This is a genomic window from Priestia sp. 53B2 (genome assembly GCF_056099005.1).
This window is the reverse complement of record NZ_JBLZXA010000015.1, coordinates 80,925-106,326: the sequence shown is the minus strand read 5'-3', so window position 1 is coordinate 106,326 and position 25,402 is coordinate 80,925. Positions and strand designations below refer to the sequence as shown.

21 protein-coding genes are annotated in these 25,402 nt (G+C 38.3%); 5 read left to right on the top strand and 16 right to left on the bottom strand.

Annotation, left to right across the window (positions count from 1 at the left end):
* Nucleotides 1-19: 19 nt before the first annotated feature.
* Entirely contained in the window at nt 20-1,201 is a 1,182-nt protein-coding gene (gene hmpA / locus ACN6NE_RS12740; RefSeq protein WP_474325461.1) for an NO-inducible flavohemoprotein, read from the bottom strand.
* Nucleotides 1,202-1,417: 216 nt separating this feature from the next.
* Between hmpA and ACN6NE_RS12735 the strand changes: the two genes are divergently transcribed.
* The gene (locus tag ACN6NE_RS12735) at nt 1,418-1,867 is read left to right on the top strand and encodes an Rrf2 family transcriptional regulator (RefSeq protein ID WP_129705861.1); all 450 of its coding nucleotides are present in this window, start codon (nt 1,418-1,420) and stop codon (nt 1,865-1,867) included.
* Nucleotides 1,868-2,040: 173 nt separating this feature from the next.
* Nucleotides 2,041-2,172 (top strand): YflJ family protein, encoded by a 132-nt coding sequence (locus ACN6NE_RS12730; RefSeq protein ID WP_016762840.1) that lies wholly within the window; start codon nt 2,041-2,043, stop codon nt 2,170-2,172.
* A 48-nt stretch (nt 2,173-2,220) separates the two neighbouring features.
* On the opposite strand, the gene ACN6NE_RS12725 is transcribed toward ACN6NE_RS12730, so the two are convergent.
* Nucleotides 2,221-3,306 (bottom strand): nitric oxide synthase oxygenase, encoded by a 1,086-nt coding sequence (locus ACN6NE_RS12725; RefSeq protein ID WP_474325459.1) that lies wholly within the window; start codon nt 3,304-3,306, stop codon nt 2,221-2,223.
* A gap of 99 nt (nt 3,307-3,405) precedes the next feature.
* Nucleotides 3,406-4,338: a D-2-hydroxyacid dehydrogenase gene (locus ACN6NE_RS12720; protein ID WP_474325457.1), complete on the bottom strand. Its 933-nt coding sequence runs from the start codon at nt 4,336-4,338 to the stop codon at nt 3,406-3,408.
* A gap of 261 nt (nt 4,339-4,599) precedes the next feature.
* Here ACN6NE_RS12720 and ACN6NE_RS12715 point away from each other — a divergent pair, with 261 nt between their 5' ends.
* Nucleotides 4,600-6,156 (top strand): ABC-F family ATP-binding cassette domain-containing protein, encoded by a 1,557-nt coding sequence (locus tag ACN6NE_RS12715; protein WP_474325455.1) that lies wholly within the window; start codon nt 4,600-4,602, stop codon nt 6,154-6,156.
* 195 nt (nt 6,157-6,351) lie between these two features.
* Here ACN6NE_RS12715 and ACN6NE_RS12710 read toward each other — a convergent pair whose 3' ends face one another.
* Complete coding sequence (locus ACN6NE_RS12710; protein WP_474325453.1) at nt 6,352-7,248, bottom strand: amidase; 897 nt, start codon at nt 7,246-7,248, stop codon at nt 6,352-6,354.
* A 163-nt stretch (nt 7,249-7,411) separates the two neighbouring features.
* A complete protein-coding gene (locus ACN6NE_RS12705) occupies nt 7,412-8,749 on the bottom strand; it encodes an ATP-binding protein (protein WP_474325451.1) in 1,338 nt (445 codons plus the stop codon).
* A 368-nt stretch (nt 8,750-9,117) separates the two neighbouring features.
* Between ACN6NE_RS12705 and msrA the strand changes: the two genes are divergently transcribed.
* Nucleotides 9,118-9,633, top strand: coding sequence for a peptide-methionine (S)-S-oxide reductase MsrA (gene msrA / locus ACN6NE_RS12700; protein ID WP_057245265.1), 516 nt, complete (start codon nt 9,118-9,120; stop codon nt 9,631-9,633).
* 49 nt (nt 9,634-9,682) lie between these two features.
* On the opposite strand, the gene ACN6NE_RS12695 is transcribed toward msrA, so the two are convergent.
* Together ACN6NE_RS12695 and ACN6NE_RS12690 are read right to left on the bottom strand one after the other, a co-directional pair.
* Nucleotides 9,683-11,320, bottom strand: coding sequence for a family 14 glycosylhydrolase (locus ACN6NE_RS12695; RefSeq protein WP_474325449.1), 1,638 nt, complete (start codon nt 11,318-11,320; stop codon nt 9,683-9,685).
* 104 nt (nt 11,321-11,424) lie between these two features.
* The gene (locus ACN6NE_RS12690; RefSeq protein ID WP_474325447.1) at nt 11,425-12,579 is read right to left on the bottom strand and encodes an endonuclease; all 1,155 of its coding nucleotides are present in this window, start codon (nt 12,577-12,579) and stop codon (nt 11,425-11,427) included.
* 287 nt (nt 12,580-12,866) lie between these two features.
* Here ACN6NE_RS12690 and ACN6NE_RS12685 point away from each other — a divergent pair, with 287 nt between their 5' ends.
* The gene (locus tag ACN6NE_RS12685) at nt 12,867-13,343 is read left to right on the top strand and encodes a hypothetical protein (protein WP_129705846.1); all 477 of its coding nucleotides are present in this window, start codon (nt 12,867-12,869) and stop codon (nt 13,341-13,343) included.
* Between the two features lie 50 nt (nt 13,344-13,393).
* Here the strand turns inward: ACN6NE_RS12685 and essA are convergent, their stop codons facing one another.
* From essA to ACN6NE_RS12640, 9 genes are all read right to left on the bottom strand, one after another.
* Nucleotides 13,394-13,891: a type VII secretion protein EssA gene (essA, locus tag ACN6NE_RS12680; protein ID WP_474325445.1), complete on the bottom strand. Its 498-nt coding sequence runs from the start codon at nt 13,889-13,891 to the stop codon at nt 13,394-13,396.
* Entirely contained in the window at nt 13,869-17,033 is a 3,165-nt protein-coding gene (esaA, locus tag ACN6NE_RS12675) for a type VII secretion protein EsaA (RefSeq protein WP_474325443.1), read from the bottom strand. The genes essA and esaA overlap by 23 nt, the downstream gene beginning before the upstream one ends.
* Complete coding sequence (essC, locus tag ACN6NE_RS12670; RefSeq protein ID WP_129705842.1) at nt 17,030-21,508, bottom strand: type VII secretion protein EssC; 4,479 nt, start codon at nt 21,506-21,508, stop codon at nt 17,030-17,032. Before essC ends, esaA begins: the two co-directional genes overlap by 4 nt.
* 12 nt (nt 21,509-21,520) lie before the next feature.
* Nucleotides 21,521-22,825: a type VII secretion protein EssB gene (gene essB / locus ACN6NE_RS12665; RefSeq protein ID WP_474325441.1), complete on the bottom strand. Its 1,305-nt coding sequence runs from the start codon at nt 22,823-22,825 to the stop codon at nt 21,521-21,523.
* A gap of 14 nt (nt 22,826-22,839) precedes the next feature.
* A complete protein-coding gene (yukD, locus tag ACN6NE_RS12660) occupies nt 22,840-23,079 on the bottom strand; it encodes an ESX secretion system protein YukD (RefSeq protein ID WP_013055106.1) in 240 nt (79 codons plus the stop codon).
* Nucleotides 23,080-23,172: 93 nt separating this feature from the next.
* The gene (locus ACN6NE_RS12655) at nt 23,173-23,466 is read right to left on the bottom strand and encodes a WXG100 family type VII secretion target (protein ID WP_013055105.1); all 294 of its coding nucleotides are present in this window, start codon (nt 23,464-23,466) and stop codon (nt 23,173-23,175) included.
* Nucleotides 23,467-23,841: 375 nt separating this feature from the next.
* The gene (locus ACN6NE_RS12650) at nt 23,842-24,234 is read right to left on the bottom strand and encodes an SseB family protein (protein WP_013055104.1); all 393 of its coding nucleotides are present in this window, start codon (nt 24,232-24,234) and stop codon (nt 23,842-23,844) included.
* A gap of 61 nt (nt 24,235-24,295) precedes the next feature.
* Nucleotides 24,296-24,895, bottom strand: coding sequence for a WXG100 family type VII secretion target (locus ACN6NE_RS12645; protein ID WP_474325439.1), 600 nt, complete (start codon nt 24,893-24,895; stop codon nt 24,296-24,298).
* A 109-nt stretch (nt 24,896-25,004) separates the two neighbouring features.
* Complete coding sequence (locus ACN6NE_RS12640; protein WP_013055102.1) at nt 25,005-25,322, bottom strand: hypothetical protein; 318 nt, start codon at nt 25,320-25,322, stop codon at nt 25,005-25,007.
* Nucleotides 25,323-25,402: the final 80 nt, after the last annotated feature.

Below are 25,402 nucleotides of genomic sequence, written 5' to 3'. Positions count from 1 at the left end.
TTACCCTTTTTCCATACATTTATGCGGAAGGAGTCATACTCATTTTCGGGCCAAACGATTCATACATGATATTTTCTTGGGAAATACCCATTTCAGCTAGGCCTTCTAACACCATTTGCGTAAATGAAGAAGATCCACAAACATAATAATATGCATGTTTATCGCCGGCATATTTAGCTAGCTCTTTTTTAGTTAAGCGACCATACGTTATATGTTCATCATGCTGGTCTGTTTGCGCTTGACTATAGAAAACGTGTTGTTCAAACGTATATGTCTCTGACAACGATTGAAGCTCTCCTTTCATTGCATGAAACTGCTCATTTTTAGCACTGTGAATAAATGTTACTTCTTGATTGTTTTCCAGTGCTTGATGAAGCATTGACATCATTGGAGTAATTCCTACACCTCCGCTGATAAATACTGATTTACTCTTTTCTTTTAAGACAAAATCTCCTGCTGGAACGCTGACTTCAAGCAAGTCTCCTTCATTCAATTGGTCATGTAAATAAGTTGACACGACCCCGTCTTCCATTTGCTTTTCTTTTTTTACCGTAATTTTATAGTATGGTTGGTTTGGATAGCCAGATAAGCTGTACTGACGAATGGATAAATACTCTTGACCAGGAATTCGTACACTCACATACTGACCTGGCAGAAAAGCAGGCAGCTCTTTTTGATCAGGTGATACTAAATAAAACGAGTACACGTCTTCTGCTTCTTTTACTTTTTTATGAACCATTAGTTTTTTATAATCTTTCCATCCTTTTTCTTCGGCTTCTTCATATAATTCTTGCTCCACACTTATGAATACGTCCGCAATGGCACCGTAAGCTTCTTTCCAAGCTTCCATAATCTCATCGGTCGCAGCTTCTTTTAAAACATCTTTAATTGCCTTTAATAAGAACTCTCCTACAATCGGATAGTGCTCTGCTTTTACGCCGATACTGCGATGTTTATGGGCAATTTGCTTCACAACTGGAAGCAGCGTTTCAAGCCGATCGATGTACTGCGCAGCGGCATAAACTGTATTAGCTAACGCCATTTGCTGACGTCCTGTTTTTTGATTTGTTTGGTTGAATACATTTTTTAAAGAAGGATACTGTTCAAAAAGCATCTCATAAAAACGAGTTGTAATTGCTTGACCATGCTGTTTTAAAACAGGAACTGTACTTTTTACAATAGAAATAGTTGTTTGTTTCATAACTTTCGCCTCCGAAAGATTCATTTTTAAAAGATATATTTTTAATACATCTTTATAATACTCACATCTAACTCAAAAAGATATATTTTATATACACATTTAAAGAAATGTTCACAAATTCTCTCCTTCAAAAATGAGAGCATTCTTTCTGTATTTCTTAGATATAGACATGCTATTATAGATATATAAGCTGCTGGTAAGAGAAGAGGTAAAAAGATGAGGCTCACACAATATACAGATTACTCACTGCGAGTTTTATTATATTTAGGCGTTCGCGATAATAATAAACTAAGCAATATAAAAGAAATTGCTGAAGCGTATAATATTTCAAAAAACCATCTTATGAAAATCATTCACGAGCTTGGAAAACTTGGCTTAATTGAAACGATCCGAGGACGAAACGGCGGTATTCGTTTAGCTCAGCTTCCAAAAGACATTAATATTGGAAAAGTGGTACGTCAAACAGAAGAAGATTTTCATATCGTTGAATGTTTTGACCGTGAAGGAAACTTCTGCATTATTAGCCCCGTCTGTAAGCTAAAAGGTGTTTTACATGAAGCCATGCAAGCCTTCATTAAGGTATTAGATCAATATACGCTAGAAGATCTAATTCAAAATAAAGATGAATTAAACCTCCTCCTTCTATCTCAAAAAAACGAGGAATGAGTAAACTAAAATTCATTTGAAATCATTCTCGTTTTTTTAACCTTTTTCCCTTTCACCATAAAATAAAAGATGTTACAATGAGGCACGTATTGGAAAGACAAAATGTCTCCATTCGAGCAGACAATGAACCTCATTCTGTTCATCCTAAAAAAATGACGAAAGGGTGTTTGAGTATGCACGTAGGAAGCAAAGGTTGGTATGTTGAGGAACTTAAGAAACGAGGAGTTCGCAACCACGAAGGCCGCAAAGTAGAAAAGTACAAAACATATGTACTTGCTAACTTGCTTGATAAACACAAAAATTAATTAACGTGTAATAAGAGAGTACAAATGCGTACTCTCTTTTTTGTTCATTTAATAAGCAACGTCTTGATAAAAATAATTTGGTGATAATACTTTATTTTTATAAGGCTTATGAAAAATATGCGTGGTAGCTGGCGAAACCGGCGGAATCAACCACGTCCAGTTCCCAGTCACTTCGCGGCCATTTTTTTGCTCTCTTTCTTCAAACAAGTGAAATTGCTGAGCAGCGGTGTGATGATCTACAATGCTAACTCCTTCTCGTTTAAAAGAAGAAAGCACTGCAACATTTAATTCAACAAGAGCTTTGTCCTTCCAAAGCGTCGCGTTGTAATCCATGTTCAATCCCATCAGAGAAGCTATTTTTGGAAGTTGATTATAGCGATACGTATCCGCTAAATTTCGCGCCCCAATCTCAGTCCCCATGTACCATCCATTAAACGGTGCTGCGACGTAATCAATCCCTCCAATTTCTAGCTTCATATCTGAAATCATCGGGACAGCGTACCATTTTAACTGTAAGTCTTCAAATTCAGGAAGTTCTGGATGCGTAATAGCTACTTCTTTCACTAAATGTTTTGGAATCTCAAAATATCGAGGCGACTCTTCGTTGACTTGCAGTACCAGAGGAAGAACATCAAAGTGAGTTCTCTCACCTTCCCACCCTAAATTTTGGCAAACCTCCGTGAACGCAATAGAATCAGGATCTCCTACCATACCATATTCCGTCTCATACCCAGCATAGCGGATTAGTTGATGATTCCATATTCTAACCGGCTCTTTTGCTTTCATTTTCGGTTTAAACACCGTAATAGTAGGCCGGATTTTCCCGTCATTTGTTGCATTTTCAATATGGTGAAAAAGGGCGTCTCTTACCTCTTCAACTGTGCTTGCCTCTCGCTTATCAAATACATTAAGCGATTGCCAAAATAATCGTCCGATACATTTATTGCTGTTTCTCCAAGCCATACGAGCTCCGTGCTCTAATTCTTCAAATGTATGATCATAACGTCCGAGTGACATAATTTGCTGATGGATTTCTTTTAACCGCTTGTTTTTATCCGCTTCGCTTTTTTCAAGTTCAGCGTAACACGTCTCTATAAATACACGTGCTTGTTCAAATAATTCTTCTTGCTTCAACGTTTGTTCCCCCCTAGAAGAACAGATTTCATTCTTTTCGTTCAAGAAAAGCAAGTTTCAGTATACCATTCTCATAGCGGAAACGCGCATCATAATGCTTTAATAGCCTCTTTCAATATTAACCAAGTTAGAAGGCGATTCGCCTTGCTCAACTTTTTGCAGCGTTTCAACAAAGCACTCGACGGCTTCTTCAGGCGTAGTCACCGCTGAAATATGAGGTGTTATGATGATGTTTGAATGATCCCACCAAGAAGATTCTTTCGTTAACGGCTCATGCTCAAACACGTCTATGTATGCTTTTTGAATACGTTTTTGCTCAATAGCCTCTACTAACGCATTTTCATCTACAGTTGCTCCTCGTCCAACATTTATAAAGTATGCATTTCCAACTAAATTCATCCATTTTGGATCAAAGTAGCTTTTTGTTTCATGTGTTAGCGGCATTGTACTAATAATCCAATCGGCTTCTTTTAGCAATTCTTTTTCCTTCGAAACCGAGACCACTTGATCAAATGACGGCTTTTCATTTCCACTTTTAGATACACCCATTACTCGTACACCAAAAGATTTTAAAACGGCTGCAAGACACCCGCCGATTTCACCTGTTCCGTAAATTATGACCGTTTGAGTAGAAAGCTGCTTAGGCTCTACCACTTTCCACTGCTTTTGTTTTTGCTGATGCTGAAACTGTGCATGGTGCTGAAGTTCAGCTAGCATATAGCTAAGACAATATTCACTGATTCGCTGACCGAATGAACAAACCGTACGTGTTAACATCACACTCTTTTTCCAATTACCGCTTTCTAAGAACCGATCGACTCCTGCGCCGAGAGAATGAATCCATTTAAAGCTATGATCTTCAAAGCAATTTGTTGGACCGAAGGATAAAAGCGCGTCAGCCCAGTTTAAATCTTCAATTGTAACGTCTTGCTCTTCCATAAATCGAAACGTCTGAGACAGCTGCTTTTGCTTGATTATCTCCTCCAGCTCTTTATGCATTCTTCCTGCCACTAGTATCGTATGAATGTTCATTTCTTTTCCCCCTGCCTTTTTATTCTTTTATATACTCTATTTGAATAATTCGATATAACCGTCCCTTCGTCATGAAGGATTTTCTACATTGATATATATAGTATGAATGAAGTGAAAGGAAGACGCGAGTGAATTTTATATGACTTTCAAGGCTGGAAAACTCATATGGATTTATGTATATAAGTTCGCTATAATCGTTATGAATCAATTTGTTTATAACGAAACGTACGATAGATATTTTAAAAGAAAAGGTGTGTCAGCATGAGTGTATTAAACGTAAAAAATCTAAGCCATGGTTTTGGTGACCGTGCGATTTTTAACGATGTATCATTTCGATTGTTAAAAGGTGAACACGTCGGCTTAATTGGAGCAAACGGCGAAGGTAAATCAACATTTATGAACATCATTACAGGCAAGCTAGAACCGGATGCTGGAAAAGTAGAATGGTCTAAAAAAGTGCGCGTTGGCTATTTAGATCAGCATACAGTATTAGAGCGCGGCCTTTCTATTCGTGATGTACTAAAAAGTGCTTTTCAATACTTATTTGATTTAGAAGCTCAAATGAATGGCCTCTATGAGAAAATGGCGGAGGTATCACCAGAAGAACTCGAAAAACTATTAGAGGAAGTCGGTACGCTTCAAGACCTCTTAACAAACAATGACTTTTACGTTATCGATGCAAAAGTCGAAGAAATTGCACGCGGATTAGGATTAGAAGATATCGGCTTAGATCGCGATGTACAGGATTTAAGCGGCGGACAGCGTACGAAAGTATTATTAGCCAAACTGCTGCTTGAAAAACCAGAAATTCTTTTACTTGATGAGCCTACAAACTACTTGGATGAACAGCATATTGAGTGGCTGCGACGCTATTTGCAAGAATATGAAAATGCCTTTATTTTAATTTCTCACGATCTTCCATTTTTAAATAGCGTGATCAATTTAATTTATCATATGGAAAACCAAGAGTTAAATCGCTATGTAGGAGACTACGACGATTTTATGAAAGTATATGAGATGAAAAAACAGCAGCTTGAAGCAGCTTATAAAAAACAACAGCAAGAAATGGCAGATTTAAAAGATTTCGTAGCGAGAAACAAAGCCCGTGTGTCGACACGAAATATGGCCATGTCCCGTCAAAAAAAGCTCGATAAAATGGAAGTTATTGAACTAGCTCAGGAGCGTCCAAAACCAGAGTTTAACTTTAAGGGTGCTCGTACTTCAAGCAAATTAATTTTTGAAACATCTGATTTAGTCATTGGATACGAAGAGCCGCTTTCTAAGCCACTGAATTTAAAAATGGAGCGAGGTCAAAAGATTGCCCTTGTAGGAGCAAATGGAATCGGGAAAACAACTCTTTTAAAAAGTATTTTGGGAGAAATCAAACCGATTTCAGGCTCTGTAGAAAAAGGAGATTACCAGCATATTGGCTATTTTGAACAAGAAATCAAAACGGCTAATTACAATACGTGTATTGAAGAAGTATGGAATGAGTTTTCTCACTTTACCCAATACGAGATTCGTGCAGCTTTAGCTAAATGCGGCTTAACAACAAAACATATTGAAAGTAAAGTAGAAGTTCTAAGCGGTGGAGAAAAAGCAAAAGTTCGTCTATGTAAGCTAATTAACAATGAAACCAATATTCTTGTACTGGATGAGCCTACAAACCACTTAGATGTAGATGCGAAAGATGAATTAAAACGAGCTTTAAAAGAATACAAAGGAAGTATCTTAATTATTTGCCACGAACCTGAATTTTATCAAGATGTTGTCACAGACGTGTGGAACTGCGAATCTTGGACGACTAAATTATTTTAAAAAAAGCGGGTTAAAAGAGGCATATCTTTTAGAAAAAGTGGGAATGATAAGATTAAGTTCCCCCCCTTTGTGTGAGTAGCCATTTTTTAAATGGTTACTTTTTTTATGTATAGTCCTTTAAGAAAATGGCTATATTGTATCTATACTCCCTAAACCCAAAAAGGCCGCTGCAGCGATGCAGCGGTCTTTTCGTTGTCATGGCTTCATCTGTAGCCAGCTATCAAAATAATGAACAGCTATACTGCTTGGAGGATTTTCAGCTTGACACTTTGTAAGTAAAATACCCAGCTCTTGCATCATCTTTTCTTCTCCTTTAGCAGAAAAAGAAATGTATTCTCCTTCATCTGTAGCCATCGCTTCTACCCCTATTTCAATCCGAGTAGATAGTACACGTCCCCACTTGCGTTCATTTTCTGTTATTTCAGTAATACCGTTTTCTTTATCTGCGTGGTTTCGGTACGCCATAATTGTGACTTCATCAGCGTACTGAATAACCCACCGCCCCAGCGAACCGGAACCATTGCTATTTTTGAATGGAACTTCGTCAAACCAAAACGGTATATCTACAGCAAGCGGCAAGTGTAACTCATGAGACTGTACAGCGGCTTGAGAAATAACATATTGATACTGCAGAATACTTTTCGCGCGATTATTTTCCCAACTTTTATACAAATAAGGCTCTATATCCAAATGAACCCCTGAAAATTGCTGTTGCTCGTCTGCTTCTGCTTGGTAAGCTGTTATCCAATTAAAAAATGCTTCCTGCTCTTCTATACCAGAAGGCCCTATCCAATAAGGAGCGCCGTCAAGTGCGTAAACACTTATGCCCTGGGCTTGTGCTTGTTGGATAAAATGCCTATATACCGAAGGTGAAAGATGAGTATCAATTTGTAAATAAACGTTTGTCACCTTTTTTTCTTGAAGCTTTTCGAGGATAGCTTCTTGGTTCAGCATCCATTTCTTTGTATCCCACACCCACGTCGACAGCGGTATATTCATCTCTGCATTCACCTTTGATCCACATCCTATTCCTTTCCCCATATTAAACAGCCATACAACCACCAGAAAAATAAGAACGCACTTGCTTTTCACACTCTTTTTCCTCCTTTATACGAGCCAGAACTCATATAAAGAGAGTCTGACAGCTTGGCACAACTTTATGGTGAATTTCCCCCTTAAATCTGTAGCTTTTAGCAAACTCCTCCTTATCAATTTTTTGCAGCTTAATCTCTATATGTTCTATCGGTTGCTTGATTTATTTCTCTATATCTTTCTTATTAAATAAATATGCCTGTTTTGGATGGTTTGGCTGATTTGGATATTTCAACTGTAATTGTCCTTTTCGTAATAGCTTTGTTAAATAATTATTACGTACTCCATCCGGCGTTCTTTCTAGTAAATAAGCAAACTCTTTAAGCATGAGCGGTTTTTCTTTACATAACTCAAGAATAATATGTTCCATCTGATTCGGCGAAAGCCGTTTTTTTTCACGAGCCAGCGCGGCAATATCCCATAGCTTCGTATCAATATTCTCTACATTTACCAAATTAGAAGAATCCTCTTCTTGCTCATTATTATAGTAGTTATGATTATTATTATAGGAGTTAACATCGTTATTATATAATTTCCTTCCGTTATTATAGTAGTTATCTTCTTTATTTAAGGAGTTAAAATCGTTATTGTATGACTTAAACTCCTCTATTAAGTCTTTATTATAGGAGTATCTATTTTTATTATAGGAGTCAATTTCGACATCGTTTTCAGGTGCATTTTGATATTTTTCGACATCTTTAAAATTATTTCCCAAATCGGTTATGGACGTATTGTAAGTGTCTTTTTCAGAAAAACTTACCTGTCTTTCTTGAGTGGACAGAGATAACGTGACCACTGTACGATGCATAGAAACATCTTGATCAATAGCTGGCGTTTTATAATGATGCAGGCTCCAATTTTGCTTTACTTTTTTCAAACCAGAGCCCGAACGTTCACATAGCCCTAGTAAACTGAATAGCTTAACGATATTTGGGTTTCGAAGCTGACTAACGGTATTGCTAAAAACTGAATCTGTAGGTACTAACAAAAGACCTGGATTAGAAAAAACGTAATGTGAAGGTTGCTTTTCTAAAATAACGCCGCCCTCGCCATTATAATCTGCATGAATAAGCATATTAATCAACACTTCTGTTAAAGAGGAAGCGATTGACGGCTGAGGTTCGCTATTACGAACAATTTCATGAATATGAAAATAAAAATCAAAAATATTTCCTGACCACGTCCCGTCTTGAGAGGTAAAGCGCTCTGTCCATTCTTCGTTTCCTTTACTTTCCCGGTATTCTAAAAAGTATTGTGGTAAAACTTCTGTGATAATCCGTTCTTCGCTGAATAAAAGCAGGCCTGCGAGTGTGACTCCTTCTTTATGGGTATCTCTAACCTTTCCCCAAGCTCCTACTTTGTATAAAAACTCCTTTGTTTCAAGCGCATTCCAAGGATGAGCTGGTTTTACTTGTGCAAACCGATCCCGGTAGCTTTTGATCGTATCAAAATTTAATTCGTTTAATCCATAGTGCTCTAGGATGAGATTATCTTGTAACATATTCAACTCTCCTATTATCTTTGTATATTTATTTAACAGCGCGAATATGCTGTTTCTTAACTCTTGTTACTAAAGTACTAACTTTATTTATCTAGATGCCATCAGCACCCTAAAGTCCAGTCCGTAGATTGTACTTCTGTTGTGCAATTTCTTCTAAATCGATATATACATCTTATCTATTCTATCATTTTTTCTTTATTCTCTCCTTCATTTTTCAATCTTCAAAACAGTCGAGTTTATTGTGTAAAAGCTGTGGATAAAGATGAATATCTACAGCTTTTACACAGACTACAAACCCTTTTCTAGCTGTTTCAATATAAATTTGTTATAATACCCTTCATAACAACGGATTAAGTGAGGGATTACGTATGGAAAAAGCTACATTTGCAGGTGGATGTTTCTGGTGTATGGTTACACCTTTTGAAGAGCTAGAAGGTATTCACGGCATTGTATCAGGATATATGGGGGGAACTGTGGATAACCCTACTTATGAGCAAGTAAAATCTGGAACAAGCGGTTACTACGAAGTGGTTCAAATCACATTTGACCCCGAAGTGTTTCCGTATAAACGTTTATTAGATCTTTATTGGCCGCAAATTGATCCAACAGATGACGGAGGTCAATTTCAAGATCGCGGCTCGCAATATCGAACAGCAATTTTTTACCATAACGACAGCCAAAAACAAGCAGCTGAAGAGACGAAGCTAGAGGTCGCAGAAAGCGGACGTTTTAAAAAACCAATCGTGACAAGCATTCTTCCTGCCTCTACGTTTTATGAAGCCGAAGAGTATCACCAAGATTTCCACAAGAAAAATCCAAAGCATTATAAAGAAGACCGCGCTAAGTCCGGTCGAGATGAATTTATTCAAGCGAACTGGAAATAATTCTTGTGTTCAAAATAAAGCCGCATAGCAAGTGCTATGCGGCTTTATTTTACCAATTATCTGTATAAGTCGTTGTTGTTGACGGCACGCTCCAATATTGCTGCGAAGGCTGCCATGCTTTTAACGATCCATCAGCTCTCTTCACAATTGCTTTAAATTGAACATTTTGACTCGCAGGAAAATAGACGGTGCCTCTCCAATCAGCTGTAGATGAATTATATGTTAATTTAATTGGATAAATGGACGTATCCCACTGACCTAGCTCAGCTCTGTCTCCAACAATATAAACCGTTTCTCCTAATGCAGTTGGCGCATTTTTTACTACAACCGTTTGCGCAAGCGGTGTAACGCCCAACGTATTTTTAAATTGCCCCATCAGCGTATCATTGTTAATAACATCGTAGAAACGAAGCAAAGTAAATCCTGCAAAATTATAGTTAAAGGCCATTTCAGCTGCTTTTTTATATTGATCTTCACTGCCTATAGTTAAAGCATTTTCCCCATTTAAAACAACTCCTTTTGCATTCGCAATACCTGCTACTTGGCGTACAAGCGTCTTTGGCATAGAATATTCCGGATAACTTCCGCTGTCCATCATTTCTAAGCACGTAAACGTTATATCTAATTTAGCTGTTTTAAACGCATCTAAAAGCGCATTGTAATCATTATATCCAGCAGGTTTTTCTGCAGCATGAGGAATCGTGGGATTGTTATACTGCCAATGAATTCCCGCCACTTTTGCACCGATTGGTACGTTAAAGGTGGAATCAAAAGCCTGATGAGCTAACTGTCCAATACGTTTTGTGTGATCTTCCAAAGCTCCTTGATACCATGCTAAGAAATCTTTTCCATAAGCCGTTGAATAACCATCTTTTAAGAACTGATAGCCATCTGATGGCGGTAAAATTTGCGATGCAGACGTTAAATTGGTTCCCCACGCCTGATTAACGCCGGTGAGTGAACCGTATTTAGTCAAAGCATATGATTGAAACTTGCTTTTGGCAAAGTTCGTATACACTTGAAATTTCCCTCTAGACGGATAGCCGGTTCCGTCTGCTGCTGTATAGGAGGGATAACGAATTTCACCTGCAGGGCCTCCTGATAAATAGATTTTAGCAATCACGTCTTTATAAGGTGCTAACGCTTGCGCAAATGCCGTATAGAGCTCTCCGTATTGCTTAGAAATAACGTCGGTTGCAAGCGGGCTTAGCGTTTCTTTATTTGTCGTACCTGTTTCAGATTTAAAGTAAAGGCTGTCATCACTTTTTAAGTTCCATACCCAAGACGGAAGCGGAACGTTACAATCATCTCCTACATTACCGCCGCACTGATGAGTAGAAATAATAGGAACGATCTTTATACCCGCGTTACGAGCTGCTTGAGCAAATCGCTGAGCATAGGAAAAATCGAACTGCTGATCGCCGTTTTTCTCCATATCTCCCCACCAGAAGTCTACTGTCACTGCATAAAATCCATTTTGTTTCGCTTTGCGTAAATCGTTCTCAAATGCTTCCCATGTCGTATAGTCTGTTACCTTTTTTAAAGGCGCCATTAAATAGGTTTTGTAACCTGGATTCATTGATTTTCCATCTACGGCAGCCGCTCCGTTAAGTGGATTCAAAATGAAAGCGTTAACAAAAATGAGCATTAAAATAAAAGACAATCCTTTTTTACATAGCTGTTTCATAGCTTCCCTCCATTTTTTCAAAATCATCTATAGGTATTCGGCGGATTTTAGTTTTTTCCTTTTTCTTTTATAAAAAAAGACGCCCCGCCAGGACGCCTTCTTCATTAGTTCCAAATCTCATTCACCCATTCAGGATGGTCAATAAACGGATTGCGGTTATGCTGATAGTCTGAATAAATAATGTCATTTCTACGTCGTTCTCGATTGTCTACTGGGTCTTGGGCATTCCATTGAAGAAGCACAGATAATTTCCCGTGATAAGGAGCAGTGCCATTATTCACTGTATTATTAAGTTCTAAGTCAGGCTCATCACTTACATCGCCTTCATAGCGCACGGCCATATAAAACAACATACGAGCTACGTCGCCTTTTACTTCATCTCGAGGTTCCCATGAATCACTGTCAAAATAATTTCCGAGTGCTTCGCTATGTTCCGTCCCTCCGTTATCAAAATCTAAGTTTCCTCTCGTACTGTTTACAGACACATCGGTTGGACGTAAGTGATGAAGATCTGTTCCAGGTCCCATAGCTGTTCCAAAATCCCCGTGAGACTTTGCCCAAACGTGCTCACGGTTCCAATCGTCCACTCCTCCTCCATTTGTACTCTTAGCCTGTGAACGCCCTGTGTAGAGCAAAATAACGTTATTTGCGTTAGCTGGATCTTCATCCGTTTTCTTTAAAGCTTCCCATACGGCTGAATACGACAGTTCTGTGTGGTGATCAATAATATTATGAAGCTCTGTCTTTAAGCTGTTTCCTGTTTTTTCAGCTGCAGTACGATAATAGTCTTCTACTGGAACGGTTGGCTCTGTGGGATCTGGAGCCGGATCAGTTCCTCCTGTTTCTGTACTGATAGAAGTAACTGATTTTATTCCTGGATGTGAAAAATAAGGAGTGAGTGTGCCCGTAACAGTAAGACTTTTCCCTTTTAACTCCGAGTGACTTTGAAGTCCAAATGTACTTCGCAAATTTGAAGGAATTTGAACGTACACCATCTTGTCTGTATTGGTTTCATTTGAACTGTCAGCAAGAGCAAGTGCATAATCGTTTGGGTAATTGCTCGTAATAACTGTAGATGTGCCTGTAGGTTGACCTACTACATATCCTTTAACCGTTTGTACACTATTGTTTTGATTATCAAGAGCTTGTGCAACAGATAAAAATGCGGCCGCTTGACTAACAGGAGTTAAGCTCACTAAAAGAACAAAAACAAGCAGGGACATTGCCCATGTTTTTTTACACAGAGCGTATAATTTCACTTTTTTATTCCTCCTTATGATAGGTTTGAAAACTAGTTTTCTTCCACCTCTTTATATTATTTTTCCACTGTGAATTCCCTGCCTCTTTTTTGTTAAGTTTTATAGTGAAAAAGATGTATTCTTCTTTACAGTGACGGCCACTTTATGCGAAGGGTTATATTTTTAAAAGTCCACATTAGAAAAAGCATTATGTGTCTTTCTTTATATATGGTATAATCAACCGAATCGTAAAAGAGCTTATACCATTTCAGAAAATGAAATGATTTAAATAGAAATGAGGATTGTCTATGCTTAGTTTTGACGAAAAATTAGCTATTATTTCATCGTTTCCAGAGCTGCATCGAAAAGATGTATCTTTAGGACGCGTGAATTTTCATTATGAAGAAAGCGTGTACGATAAAACGGTTGTTGTGCATCATCTGCATCCTAACGGAAATGGATTTGTATATGCAGGGTTTTTAAAAGGACATGAAACAAATGACAAAGGTCTTGTAAATATCCGTGATTATACAGAAGAAGAGCTTCGCTCTATTATTGAAGCTTCTATTGAATCTTTGTCTACCCTTCCTGATACAGCTAGAGAAGAAGCTATTGTAGGGAATGGAAATGAACAGCGCTGGAACGGCCCAGACAATGCAACGCTTTTACTTGTTCATGAAGATGACCTGTGGAATGTTTATTCTGGCTTGAATTTAGAGGCAGCATTTCTATCTTACGAAGAAGCAGAAGATTATTTGTTTGAAGAAGGCTTCCGCCGCTTATAAGCTTGGGTCTATAAGCAAAAACCTCGCTGTTGATTAACAGCGAGGTTTTTTCATTTTTTTACAGAAGGCTGAGGGCTAATGCGCGGTATTAAAACCGCAAATAATACAACAACCCCCACACCAATCAATAATAAATAAAACCATTGTAGGTCTGATGACTTTTCAGAAGCAGTTTGTTCTGTTCGATCTTTCTTGTAGGAAGTGTTTTTAGAAGAAAACAAGTTATATTCTTTTGCTTTCGCAGAAATCGTATTATCTTCAGCTGATGCGTTCGCAAAAAGACTTTCTTTTAAGCTCTCTTTCTCTGCATCTTCCTCTTTTTCAAATGTAAGATCCTTTATTTTCTCCGGAATATTTCCTACTTCTTTTTTATTTTCTAGCAAAGATTCGGGGTCCAAATTAATCGGATCATCCTTATATACATTTGGTTTAATCTCTTCAACGTTTCCGTCATCAGCTTCAGCCGCTGCTGCTATAGGGAAACAAAGAAGTGAAAAAATAAGAACAATACTTCCAATCTTCTTATTAAGCACTATAGGTTTCATCATTTTCAACCTCTTTAGTCGTCTTTAAAGCACGAATAATAGATGGCAGAACACTTAAAACGGCAGTCATTCCCAGTAATACAATAAGCGCCTGTCCAAACAGAGACTGCGTATCATATTGAATTGACATATATACTTTAGATACTGGATCTTCGTAATTAAAGTTTGGCATAGATAAGTTAAGAAGCGGGGTAATATAAAATAAAATCAACCCTACTGTCGTCACCCATCCAGCGAAGCTTCCTAATAAGAAAGCAATACGTACGAGTGTAGATGAAGCAAGCAATAAGACGATCGTAAAGATTGACCATTCCATTGCCCGGTCTCCCGATAACGAATAAATATTAAGGCTAAAGATACTTACCATTAACCCTACAATCAAATTCAATAACCCAAACAGCGTACCTTTCACAAGCATAGGTGCATGTCGGTAGTATTGACTGAAATAGCCAATTAGTAAGCTGCTGATTAAGATAATAACCAAAATGACAACTGGTGGAACCTCTTTTACTTTTTCAGCCGGCACTTCACCGCTTACTTGAAGAGGATTCGCTAAATAATGATAAACGTAATCATTATTCTGTCCATCTACTAATGTATTATTTAACAAACGGTATACCTGGCCGCGAACCAACTTCGTTGAATCCACGTTTTGGGCCCACTTGCTGTTAAGCGTGTCAGCTTTATCCTGGACTTCATTTACACGCTTCTGCAATTCATCTGTGTATGTGACAACATTAGCTTGTCTTTCACCTAAAGATGAAATGAGTTCGTTCATTCCCTTCAACTCTTGACCCATGCTTTGCTGTAGCGTCATTAAGCCCGTTACGTCCGGAGCTTCTTTCTTTTCTAGTGCTTGATCTTCACCTGCGCTAGATTGAAGCTCTTGATTCATTGCATTTGCTTTTTCTTGAATAGCTGATAGCTCTTCCATAATAGATGCTTGTTCAGCATCAACTGTTTGTCCATATTGATCAGCAAAATCTTGCACTGAACTTTGGAACTGTGCTAACTCTTCTTTTGTTAGAGACAGGTTTTGTTGGATTTGCTTACGTGCATCTTGAGAAGAGACGGTGCCAGCTAACGCCTGCTGCAAACTTCCTTTAATAGAGTCATTGTTAAGGACGCTGTTCTGTATGTCTGTATTTCCTACTTGAGCTAAAGTCAAATCATACTGCGATAAATCACCGTAGTACTTTAGCAGATCTTCTGCACTGCTGCTTTGAATCTTACCTGAGAATGTATTGCTCAACTTTTCCTTGCGAGAAGCTGAAAGGTTTGGAGAAGATAAAATTTTATCTTCTTTGTTTTTAATCATCGTAATGAGATTGTCTACATCCACACTACCTTTAGAAGGCTTTTTGCCGTCTTCTTTCAACTTTTCATTCTCTTTTTTTAATCGTTCATTTTCTTCTTGAAGCTTAGCAATTTGACCGCTCGACGACTTGGTTGCTTCTTCTAAGTCTTGCTCTGCTTTGTTTTTCTGTGCTGTCAAAGACTTAACGTCTGCTTCCAAACTGGCAATTTTCTGCTTCAGCGCATCCGTATTTTCTCCTGAAACTTCCGGTTGAACTGTTACATTTTGCAGCTCATCTTTGACTGCTTGTACCTGTGTTTTCAGATTAGCCACTTTTTCAAGCGCACTTTTCACAGCATTGGATGTACCTGATGCATCCGGCGTGTCCGATGTTTCAGGCGTTTCCGTTCCCTCAGGTGCTTCAGGCGCTTCAGGTGTTTCATTCACCATTCCTTGGAGCTGCTGTTCTAAGTCTTCAAGCCCTTTTGATATATCATCAAGCTTGGCTGTTTGCTGAGATAAATCCACTTTAATTGGTTCTGACGTTCCTTCGCCTTGACCGGAATCTGGCTGAGTTCCATCATCTTCTCCAGGATCCGTCGGGGTCTCTCCACCTTGATTCGGATCTGGCTGAGTTCCGTCACCTTCCCCAGGGTCCGTTGGCGTCTCTCCGCCTTGATTTGGATCTGGCTGAGTTTCGCCGTCTTCTCCTGGATCCGTTGAGCCTCCGCCACCCTCATTTGATGAAGCTGTCTCTAGCTGCGCACGAAGCGGCTTTAGCTTACTTTCAATTTGATTTAGGGTTGTTTGCTCAGACTGCTGTTTATATGAACTGACTATTTGGCCGTTCATATCTTGCAGAGCTTTTTCTTGTTCACTGACGTTATCCGCTTGTTGGTCTCCAAGTTCTCCGACGGCTTTTTGATTTTGATCCAACTGCTGTTGAATGGAAGATAAGCCACTAAACACTTGATTGGCCTGCTCCTTAAAATTTTGCTTAGAGCTTGGCTGATTAGATTCAAGGGAGGACAACCCTTCTTGAATCGCAGCGACGCTTTGAGCCTGCGTTTTTTCAAGCATTTGTTTCTGTGTTTCTTGATATGTTTGATATTGATTTACATATTCAATGAAGCTGTTTAAATTCTTTTCAACCTGTTCTACGTCGCCTTGTCTGTCGCTCGAACCTTTTTCTGCTTTATTTACATTATCTTGGATTTGCTGAAGAATTTTCTTTTGATCATTTAATTCACCTGCTAAATCTTTTGAATTCGGTTTATAAAAAGCGACCATTGTTTTTTGAAAGGCGATTTCTTTATTTAGAATTTTATCGAACTGTCCGCGTACCTTATCCACTTCCTGTGATACATAACTCCAGTACAAAGAGGACATTTCATTATTAACCTTTGTAGTAGCATCTTCTAATTCCCCTACTACTTTTTCCTTATTAACTGCGTTAAGCTGACTTTGAACTTTGTATTCCAAAGTAGCTTTTTCTGGCTTTTTTTCCTGATACGATAAAATATTTTGTGAGAAAGTCGAGGGAATATAGATAACCGCATCATATTTCCCATTCTGTAAACCGCTTGTAGCTGCGCTTCGTCCAAGCACGGTCCATTGATAATCAGACCCCTCCTGTAAAAGAGGAGTCACTTTTTCTCCAAATTCTATCGCTTTTTCACTATTTTCTTTTACTCCATTATCTTCGTTAACAACCGCAATCGTTCTTGTTGAGTTTTCTGTGACTTGCAGCGGGTTGTCTCCAATATACTGGAAAAAGAAAGAAGGAAGAGCCAAAATTAAAACAACAGCTAATATAACTTTAAGTGTATACTTACGCTGTTCGGTCATGTTAAGATCTTCCTTTCACTTACACATAGCGGGATTTGAATTCTTGTTTCTTTTCCACTTTTAATATAATAACCGAAGCCAGGGTTAACGTCGGCTTCTTTTCGGTCATAAGGAAGTGTAAATAAGCTTTGCTCTGTTTTCTTCATCAGCAACACGGCTTGGCTAATTTGCTTCACTTCTGTTGTTAACGCGTCAAATCCTTTTGAAAACTCATTGTTGTTCCCTGCAACAATCAAGTTAAAGCCCAGGTGACTATAATTTTTCATCAATTTTGTAATACGATCCTGCAGGACGCTGTCTAAGTTTTGCTGGAATCGTACAAATCCGTCTACTACAAGCATGATCGGGGAAAATGAAAGACTGTGTACCGTTCCTTCCTGCACTGCTTCCAAATACTTATTTTCACGTCGCTGCAATCGTTCTTCAGTTAAATCAAGCCAGTCGATAATCTGTTCTTTTGTTTCCATGTAAACAACTTCATCTTCAGCTGCATAGCTTGATAAACCGCGGTCAACCGAATCAAATAGTCCGATTTGCTTCACGCCTTGTTCAAGCGCTGTTTGCAGTATGACCTTCACTACATTTGTCTTTCCTTTTTGCGTCTGCCCCATGACGATGCAATGCTTATTTTTCGTAAAGTTCATATGCACCGGTCGAACAAACTCTTCATCTAATCCAAGAGGAATGACTCCTTTTTCCCGAATAACCCTTCTGTCCGTCATAAACTCGGCAAGTACAAGTTTCGATGACAGCATTGGTACAGGCTCCGGAAGAATAGCATCAGCATATTGATTCTTTAATCGTTGAATGTGCAGCTTAACTGCATCAAAAATTTCAAAATCATCTTTTCCTTCCGCAGGTAAAAACAGCTGCGCAAAATAAGGTTGATCCGTTTTGATAATAGCCCGGCCTGGAATAGACTCTAGCGCATACGGCGTACGTCCTAAAATAGAATACGCTTCTGAATGATCCATTAAATAATGAACAACCTTCGTTTTCAAGTTATTCATAAGCGACTGCCGAATAGAATTCACCCGCGTCGCGGTAAAGATCATATAAATCCCCAAAGACTGGCCGTCACGTACGAGCTGTGTGAACTGCATTTCTAGATCTTGCATTTCTTCTTTGACAAGATCAAAATTATCAATCGTGATAAAAATTAGAGGAAGCTCTTCTGAAATTAGAGCATTATACATTTTGATATTGCTAACTTCCTGCTGTTGAAATAACTGCTTTCGCCTTGCGATTTCTTGTTTGATAATCGTCATGAATTTTTCAATTTTACGCATTTGATCCATTAAGAAATAATCCGCCGTATGAGGCAGCTGACGAAGCGGCAACAGCGTGCCGTTTCCAAAGTCAAAAATGTAATAATGAAGCTGCTCCGGGCTCTGTCTTTCAGCTAGACTAAGAAGCAACATCATGACTGTAAACGATTTACCGTATCCTGACGAACCAAATATACCAATGTTTCCATCATCCATCAGCTGATAATTGTATACCGTTTGACTTTGCTTTTCCGGTTCATCAATCAAGCCAATTGGGAATACGCCGTCTCGCTTCTCTTTGTACTCACTGCGAAGCAATCTCTCTTTAAGAGGCGGCAGCCATGGACTATTTAATTTTTTGATAGCTAGTTCCTGCTGCGTTTTTTCAATTTTTTGCACCACAACATCAATTTCTGCTTCCGCTTGTTTAGATGACGTCTGCTGAGTAGATACATCAGATAAAGGAATCAATCCGAGATCTGTGACAATGGCGACTTCATCTTCAGCCCCATACGTATCTTCCATGTACGGCGCGCCGCTCCAAGCTGACTGAAACAGTTCATACACTTCATTATTTCCAACCTGCAGATAGCCTCGACCCGTCACCGTAATAGAAGCAGCGTCCGCATTTTTTAAGATTTCTTTACTGTCAGCGGCATCTTGGACTTTTAAAGCTACTTTAAAGCGCGCATTACTCCAAATTTGATCGTCAATAACACCGCCTGGCTTTTGCGTTGCTAAAATTAAATGAACGCCCAGACTACGTCCAATGCGCGCCGCGCTGACTAATTCGCGAATGAACTCTGGTTCTTCACTTTTTAACTCGGCAAATTCATCCGAGATTAAGAATAAATGAGGCAGAGGTTCTTCTGCCATACCTTGCTTATATAAATCTGTATAATCATTAATGTGATTGACTTCATATCTATCAAACAAGCGTTGGCGTCGCTTTAATTCACTTTTAATAGAAGCTAGGGCTCTTGTACTAAAATTCTTACTTCCTTCAATGTTTGTAATGGTTCCAAGCAGATGAGGCATGTTTTTAAACGGCTGAGCCATTCCTCCGCCCTTATAGTCAATCAATAAAAACGCGACTTCATGGGGGTGAAAATTCACCGCTAGAGAAAGAATGTACGTTTGTAAGAATTCACTTTTCCCTGACCCCGTCGTACCTGCAAGTAATCCATGAGGGCCGTGAGCTTTTTCATGAAGATTTAGTTCAACAATATCTTCTTTTCCTTTTAAACCAATGGGAACTGCTAGCGACTTAGCTGATTCATTGCTTTTCCACCTTTGCACGATATCCAACTCACCAATTTCTCTTGCTTTAAATAATTCTAAGAATGAAACGCTATTTGGAATTGAGTTGGTCATGCCAACTTGGTGATCCAATGTCCGTAGCATCCTTGCAAATCTTTCATTATAATCAAGTGTGTGTTTATCAAGCTGAAATGGAATATTCACAGCTTTTTGCTTTTGAATTAATATATCCCCCTCGGATTCGTTAATATAACGGACGAGTGTATGAACATGCTCCGTTAAGCTTTCCTTTGTCTCTGCCGCAAATATCGCAGAAAACCCAAGGTGAGGGTGATATCCTTCTAAATACTCTAAGATAACGTGATCTGCAATTAACTGCTGATTCGTAATAATAAAAACAAAGTGAGGCAAGAAAACCCCTTCTCCTTTTGCTTCATCTAAATCGCGTTCTCTCAGCATTTCATAAATAGAAGATAAAAGCTGATCTCTCGTTTGTTCATTATAGATGAAACCTTTCGCAAAAGAATGCGGAAGCTGAAAATGAGGAAGCCATTTCATCCATTCCCACTCTTTATATTCTTCTTCATCAAAAATGAATACGAATCTTACGTCATGATAACTGTGGGAAAATGCCAGCTGTCCTACAAGCTGATGCAATTCATTCTTCACCGTTTTCATCTTTCCTACCAGACCGATAGAGCCTAAACCTAAATGAGCGGTAACAGGGGCATTTTTCACTTCTCGATAGACCTTTTCCATGTGCTGAGACTGCTCAAGCAAATCATCAATTTCTCGATTAGCCATATCTCCGCTATTCAAAGAAATTTGGTAGCTTCCAGGAACTGTTCCTGTTCCAAGGCGCACCTGTAAAAAATCACTGCTTTCTACAGTTCGTTCCCAAATTCGATCAGAAATCTGTTCTGTTAAATATTTCATTCGTTCAAACGTCGGAAAATGATAAGATAATACATCTCGTTGAACTGATACTAGTTCTTGTAATTCCTCGCGCTTGTTTTCTAAATACTTTGTATAAATTCGACGACGACGCTCCTGCCGCTTCTTGCGCTGTTTTTTATCTTTGAAGTATTGAACGGTAGATACAATCAGCGTGGTCGTAAACATCATGACAGATATAATAATAAAAATTCCCCTAGGCTGAATAATCGAGACCGTACCCATGACTAAAAGCATGACTAATGGCGGTAAAATAGTAAGCCATAAGCTTCGGTTATTTTCATCATTGTCTTGAGACGGAAAGGACAAGCTTACCTTATCATTAGGCAAATCATATATCATGCGCGGTGTCCGTCTATAAACCGGGTACTTCTTTTTCATTTCAGAAATAGGCTGTGCCGTAGCTGGAAGCTTAGATGCATAATCGTAGCAGCTTTGAATCTTCAGCAAATCTTTTTCGATCAATTGAATCGTCATAGAAGACCATAAAATAAGATCTCCTGGCTGAAGGTTCGTATTCTCTTCTAGTCGGTGTCCGTTAAGATAAAGCGGTTCTTGGTTATAAAAGACCTTCCACTTCCCGTTTATCTTTGATAAGTAAAATCCTTCTTTTGGCTCTACTACAAACTTTTCTTTCTGCTGATACACATCAGCTGCTTCATCACTTGTGGAAAACGAAACTTCTGATCCGTAATCAATATAATAGACAGCTTCTTTAATAGCCGTCTCTGTAAGGACAAAGGTTAAAGCATGTCCTTGTTCTCGCCATACAAACGACTCAGAAACAGATAGCTCTGCTATCCTTTCTTCTCCGTAGGAAATCAAGAGCCGGCCGTTCTTTTCAGATGACAGCGTCATTTGCCCTTTCTCAAACGGATAGGAAAACGTAAAAGTTTGATGCTGAGTGTTTCCAACCGTTGCTTGGCGAAAGGTTTTAAAATCTACAGGCAGCTGCTGATACGTTTGCCCACTAACTACCCAAAGCATATTCATACAACTACCTCCCTACTTCGATTGATCTTCCTGCTGTTTTTTCTGCTCTTCTTGTTTCTTTTTCTCAGCTTCTGCAGCTTTCTGTTCTTCTTCCTGCTGCTTGGCCGCCTGGGCCTCCTCAGCTTGTTTCTCTTCTTTCTGCTTGGCTGCTTCCGCTTCTTGCTGATCATTTTCTTTCTTAAATTCTTCAAGTTCGTTTGTTACTTTATCAAGCTCCTCTTGCTTTTTATCAGCCGCTAAATCGTTGTCTGTCTTTAGCTGACCTTCGTATTTCATTAGTGCATAGATAATTAACGAACGTTCCTCTAACAACCTGCTGACTTCTAGCGCTTTTTTATTGTCACCTCGGCCAATGTAAAACCAATAGGCAAAATACTGAGGATCTGACTGAAGCGTAATAGACTTTAAAGCATTTGCTTTTTGCTCCTCCCCTAACTTTTCATTAACAAGATAGGAAGTTGCTATTTCGTACTGCACAATTTTAGGCATGCTTTCAATATCATAATCTTCAAGTGTGTCGACTACTTTGCTGTAGTTTTTTTCAAGAAAGTATTCGTTGCTTTCTACAAATGCTTCTTGTTTCGGCTGAGCAAAAAAGTAAGAGTAAAAAGTATAAATAAGAGCTGGAATTAATAAGACAAGTATACCCCCAGATGAAAACTTAAAAATGGTCCAGCGTTTTTGAGGAAGTTGAACGAGTGTCTTTTGATGCTTTTCAATTTGGGTTAGCTTATGCTGAACAAATTGACTCAGCTCTTCCTCATTGCTGATATGCATTATTTTTTTAGCGTCTTCTTTTAATTGCAAGGTCTCATATAACTTAAAGTACTGTTCAAATGTATGCGATGAGTCAATGGCCGCTGCTATTGTAGCCTTTAACTCTTGAAAGCTTTGTTCCTCGTTAGACTCATAAGGAGGTAAACTTTCTTTCACTCCATAATGTAAAAAAGCCGGACTTAAACTTTTATCAAAAATGATATTTTCTGGACAAATCAACAAATGCAACCTTGAAAAAGAATGCTGCTTTACCTGTTTGATAAGCTGATCTGCAAACAGCCACTTTTGCTGTTCTTCTTTTCCTCTTAATGCTGTAAAAGGTTGAAATTCAGAGGTAGGCTTAATTGTTATTTTAAGTTCATCATCGCTCATCATGATTTCTTTTTGAAAAGCCGTGTTTACATCCTTTAACATTTCAATTTCAACAGAACGATTAAGTCGAATTTTTTCTTTTTGAAAAACAAATGTATATTCATTATTATGACGTGTCATTACAGCTTCGAGCTGTTCTTCTAAGTAAGTCGGTTTCTTCTCTGACATTCTAATAGACTCCTTTAGAGAATTTCGATACAATCACCTGTGGTAATTCCGCAGTTAATCATCGTCTCATTTCCCGAGAAAATAAGATTTTTATTTGAAACACGTATCCACGCACCGTCCTTTGGTGATTGAGTAATCTTTTTAGCTTGCCAAACAATCTCGACTACTTTTTTGAGTGAATGATAGTTTGATAGTCGCAAATCGAACCGATCACCTGTATAGTGCTTTAAGTCTACTGTTACTTCTATATACATAGGGTTTCATCACCTCAAAACATAGAAAAAGCGCCTTCATCTTTTGAGAATAGGGCGCTCCTTTTATTACTTCACTTAGATTATTAGATGAAGTTAACCGCGGATTTGGCTAGCGATTTGGTTATCTGTATCTTCAAGAACGTTTGCAGAGTCATCTAATTGCTTAGCAATCTTTGTAAGTAGGTTAGACATTTCAACGAAAGAAGGCTTTAATTCTTCGTATTGAGCAGCAAACGCTTCGCTTGAAGCACCTTCCCACATGTCTTGAAGTTGATTTTTCATTGTATCAAGACGGCTTACTAATTCTTGAACTTGACCGCTTTCGTTCGTATAACGACCTGCCATGTCGCGAAGCTCTGCTGGTGTTACGCGAATAATTCCTGACATACATATCTCTCCTTCGGTTTATATATTTACTATTATTGTAAGAAACTCTAGTGATAAGGTCAAAGGTTACTTGCAAAAGCCTCCAAAAATGAGAATATGTATCTACAAATACCCCTAAAAAATGCAAATAAAACCTAAACAACCAAGATTTTGTTCTCATTTAAACCTTTTCCATCTGATCTATAGGTACCTATTTAAAGGAAAATAAAAACTATAAGACTATTAAATTACATTTTCGTTTATTATCTATAGAACTATTTACTAGTGATAAAAAAGCAGCAGCCTATTTAAGGCCCTGCCTCTTTATATATATCTTCTATTTATTTAAGATTCAGACATGCTTGGAAAAAGCACATGCGCTTGTTATTGCTTTCGCTACTGCTTAAAATAATTTTGATCTTCTTTTAACATCCTTATTTCTTCGGGGATGAATAATTTTGAGAGAGGCGTGTCAGGGTTAAGTAATATCGCTATTTCTTCATTTAATACAGGCAGCATATCCTTAAATGATACGCATACGGTCTTTTCATCTTTCAGCATCTGTTCAATCGGATATTTTGACGAAAAAACAGGTAAATATCGGTACGCTGCGCTTTTCATCGTCTGAACGTAGTGCTCTGCAATTAATATATCTGATGCTCCATGCTCTGAACTAACAACTAGCCATAAATTGCTATTCATTAAAGTTTTATAAAATTGAGCAATTTTCTTATTATCTTTCATTGCTTCAATTAATGATTTTTCTAATAAGTTAAATGTATATTTCATTGCCGAGACAACCCTGTAAGGAACTGTACCATTTCACTTCCAGCGCCATCATATACTTCATTCATTCTCTCTTCACTTCCTCTGTGCTGTCACTAAACATAATGTTTGAAGGATTCATTTCCTGACTTAAAATGCCCAACCCCATTTGAATAACGCCATAAGTAAAAAATTCCGTTCGACTGCATGTAGAACCATTCACTACTTTTTCTTCCCAAGACATAGAAAGCGAATTCCACATAACATTAAGAGTACCTAAAGGTTTTTCAATCGTTCTATGCATATTGTCATACGTATTCCATTCTTTTAAGTTCTTTATGTTATTCCACGTATCTTGTGAATGGGTGCCCCCATCGCTCCACACGCTCGACCAAAACTCTGTCCAGCCTGAAGAGCCTTCTAGCTCTCCATCTGCTTTTCTCATTTGTTCTGCAGTGTCTTTTACTAATAAATGTGCGTTTTCCGTTAGCGAATCAAGTTTGCGAATCATATGCTGTAACTCTTCCTGCAAGTCCAGCACTTTATCAATATCTGCAACAGACAAGAAATGTAGATTTGTAGCTTCCCAGCTTAGTTTTTGAAGTGCATCAGCCGTCTGTGAATGAGAGTGCTGAATTCGCTCTGCAAATGTCTGCAGCACCTCTGGATTTACTTTTATCTCCATGTATGTCCGTCCCCCTATCTCTTGTAAGCCTTCAGTCATCATCCAAACATTTTTTAAGCCTATACGGAAAGACTCACTTTCTAAAGGAGTGAGTCGATAATGTTATTTATTACGCCGATGCTAACTCTCTTAATCGTGAAATTTCTAAGCGTAAAGTTTGAAACAATTCATCCCTTACGTCGTACAGATGAAAAGTAGATTGCGTAATATCATTATAAATATCCTCATATGAGCTCTTAGAACGCCCTGACCAATCTGACGCATATTGTTGGTGCGAATTTTGAAACAGATAGATACCCTCTTCAAGAAATTCCATGATACGTTGAACTTCATGTAAATATGATTCTAATTGATCTGCATCTCGACTATATTCTTTACTTTTTCTTCTTCGCTCTATGTCGTCAAAGAGATCATCAATTGCATCCATAAAATGTCCCCACGTCCTTCTTCCTCTTTTATTAGAAGTCTCTTAAAGTAATGTTAAAATAAGGTTACAAAAAACAAAAT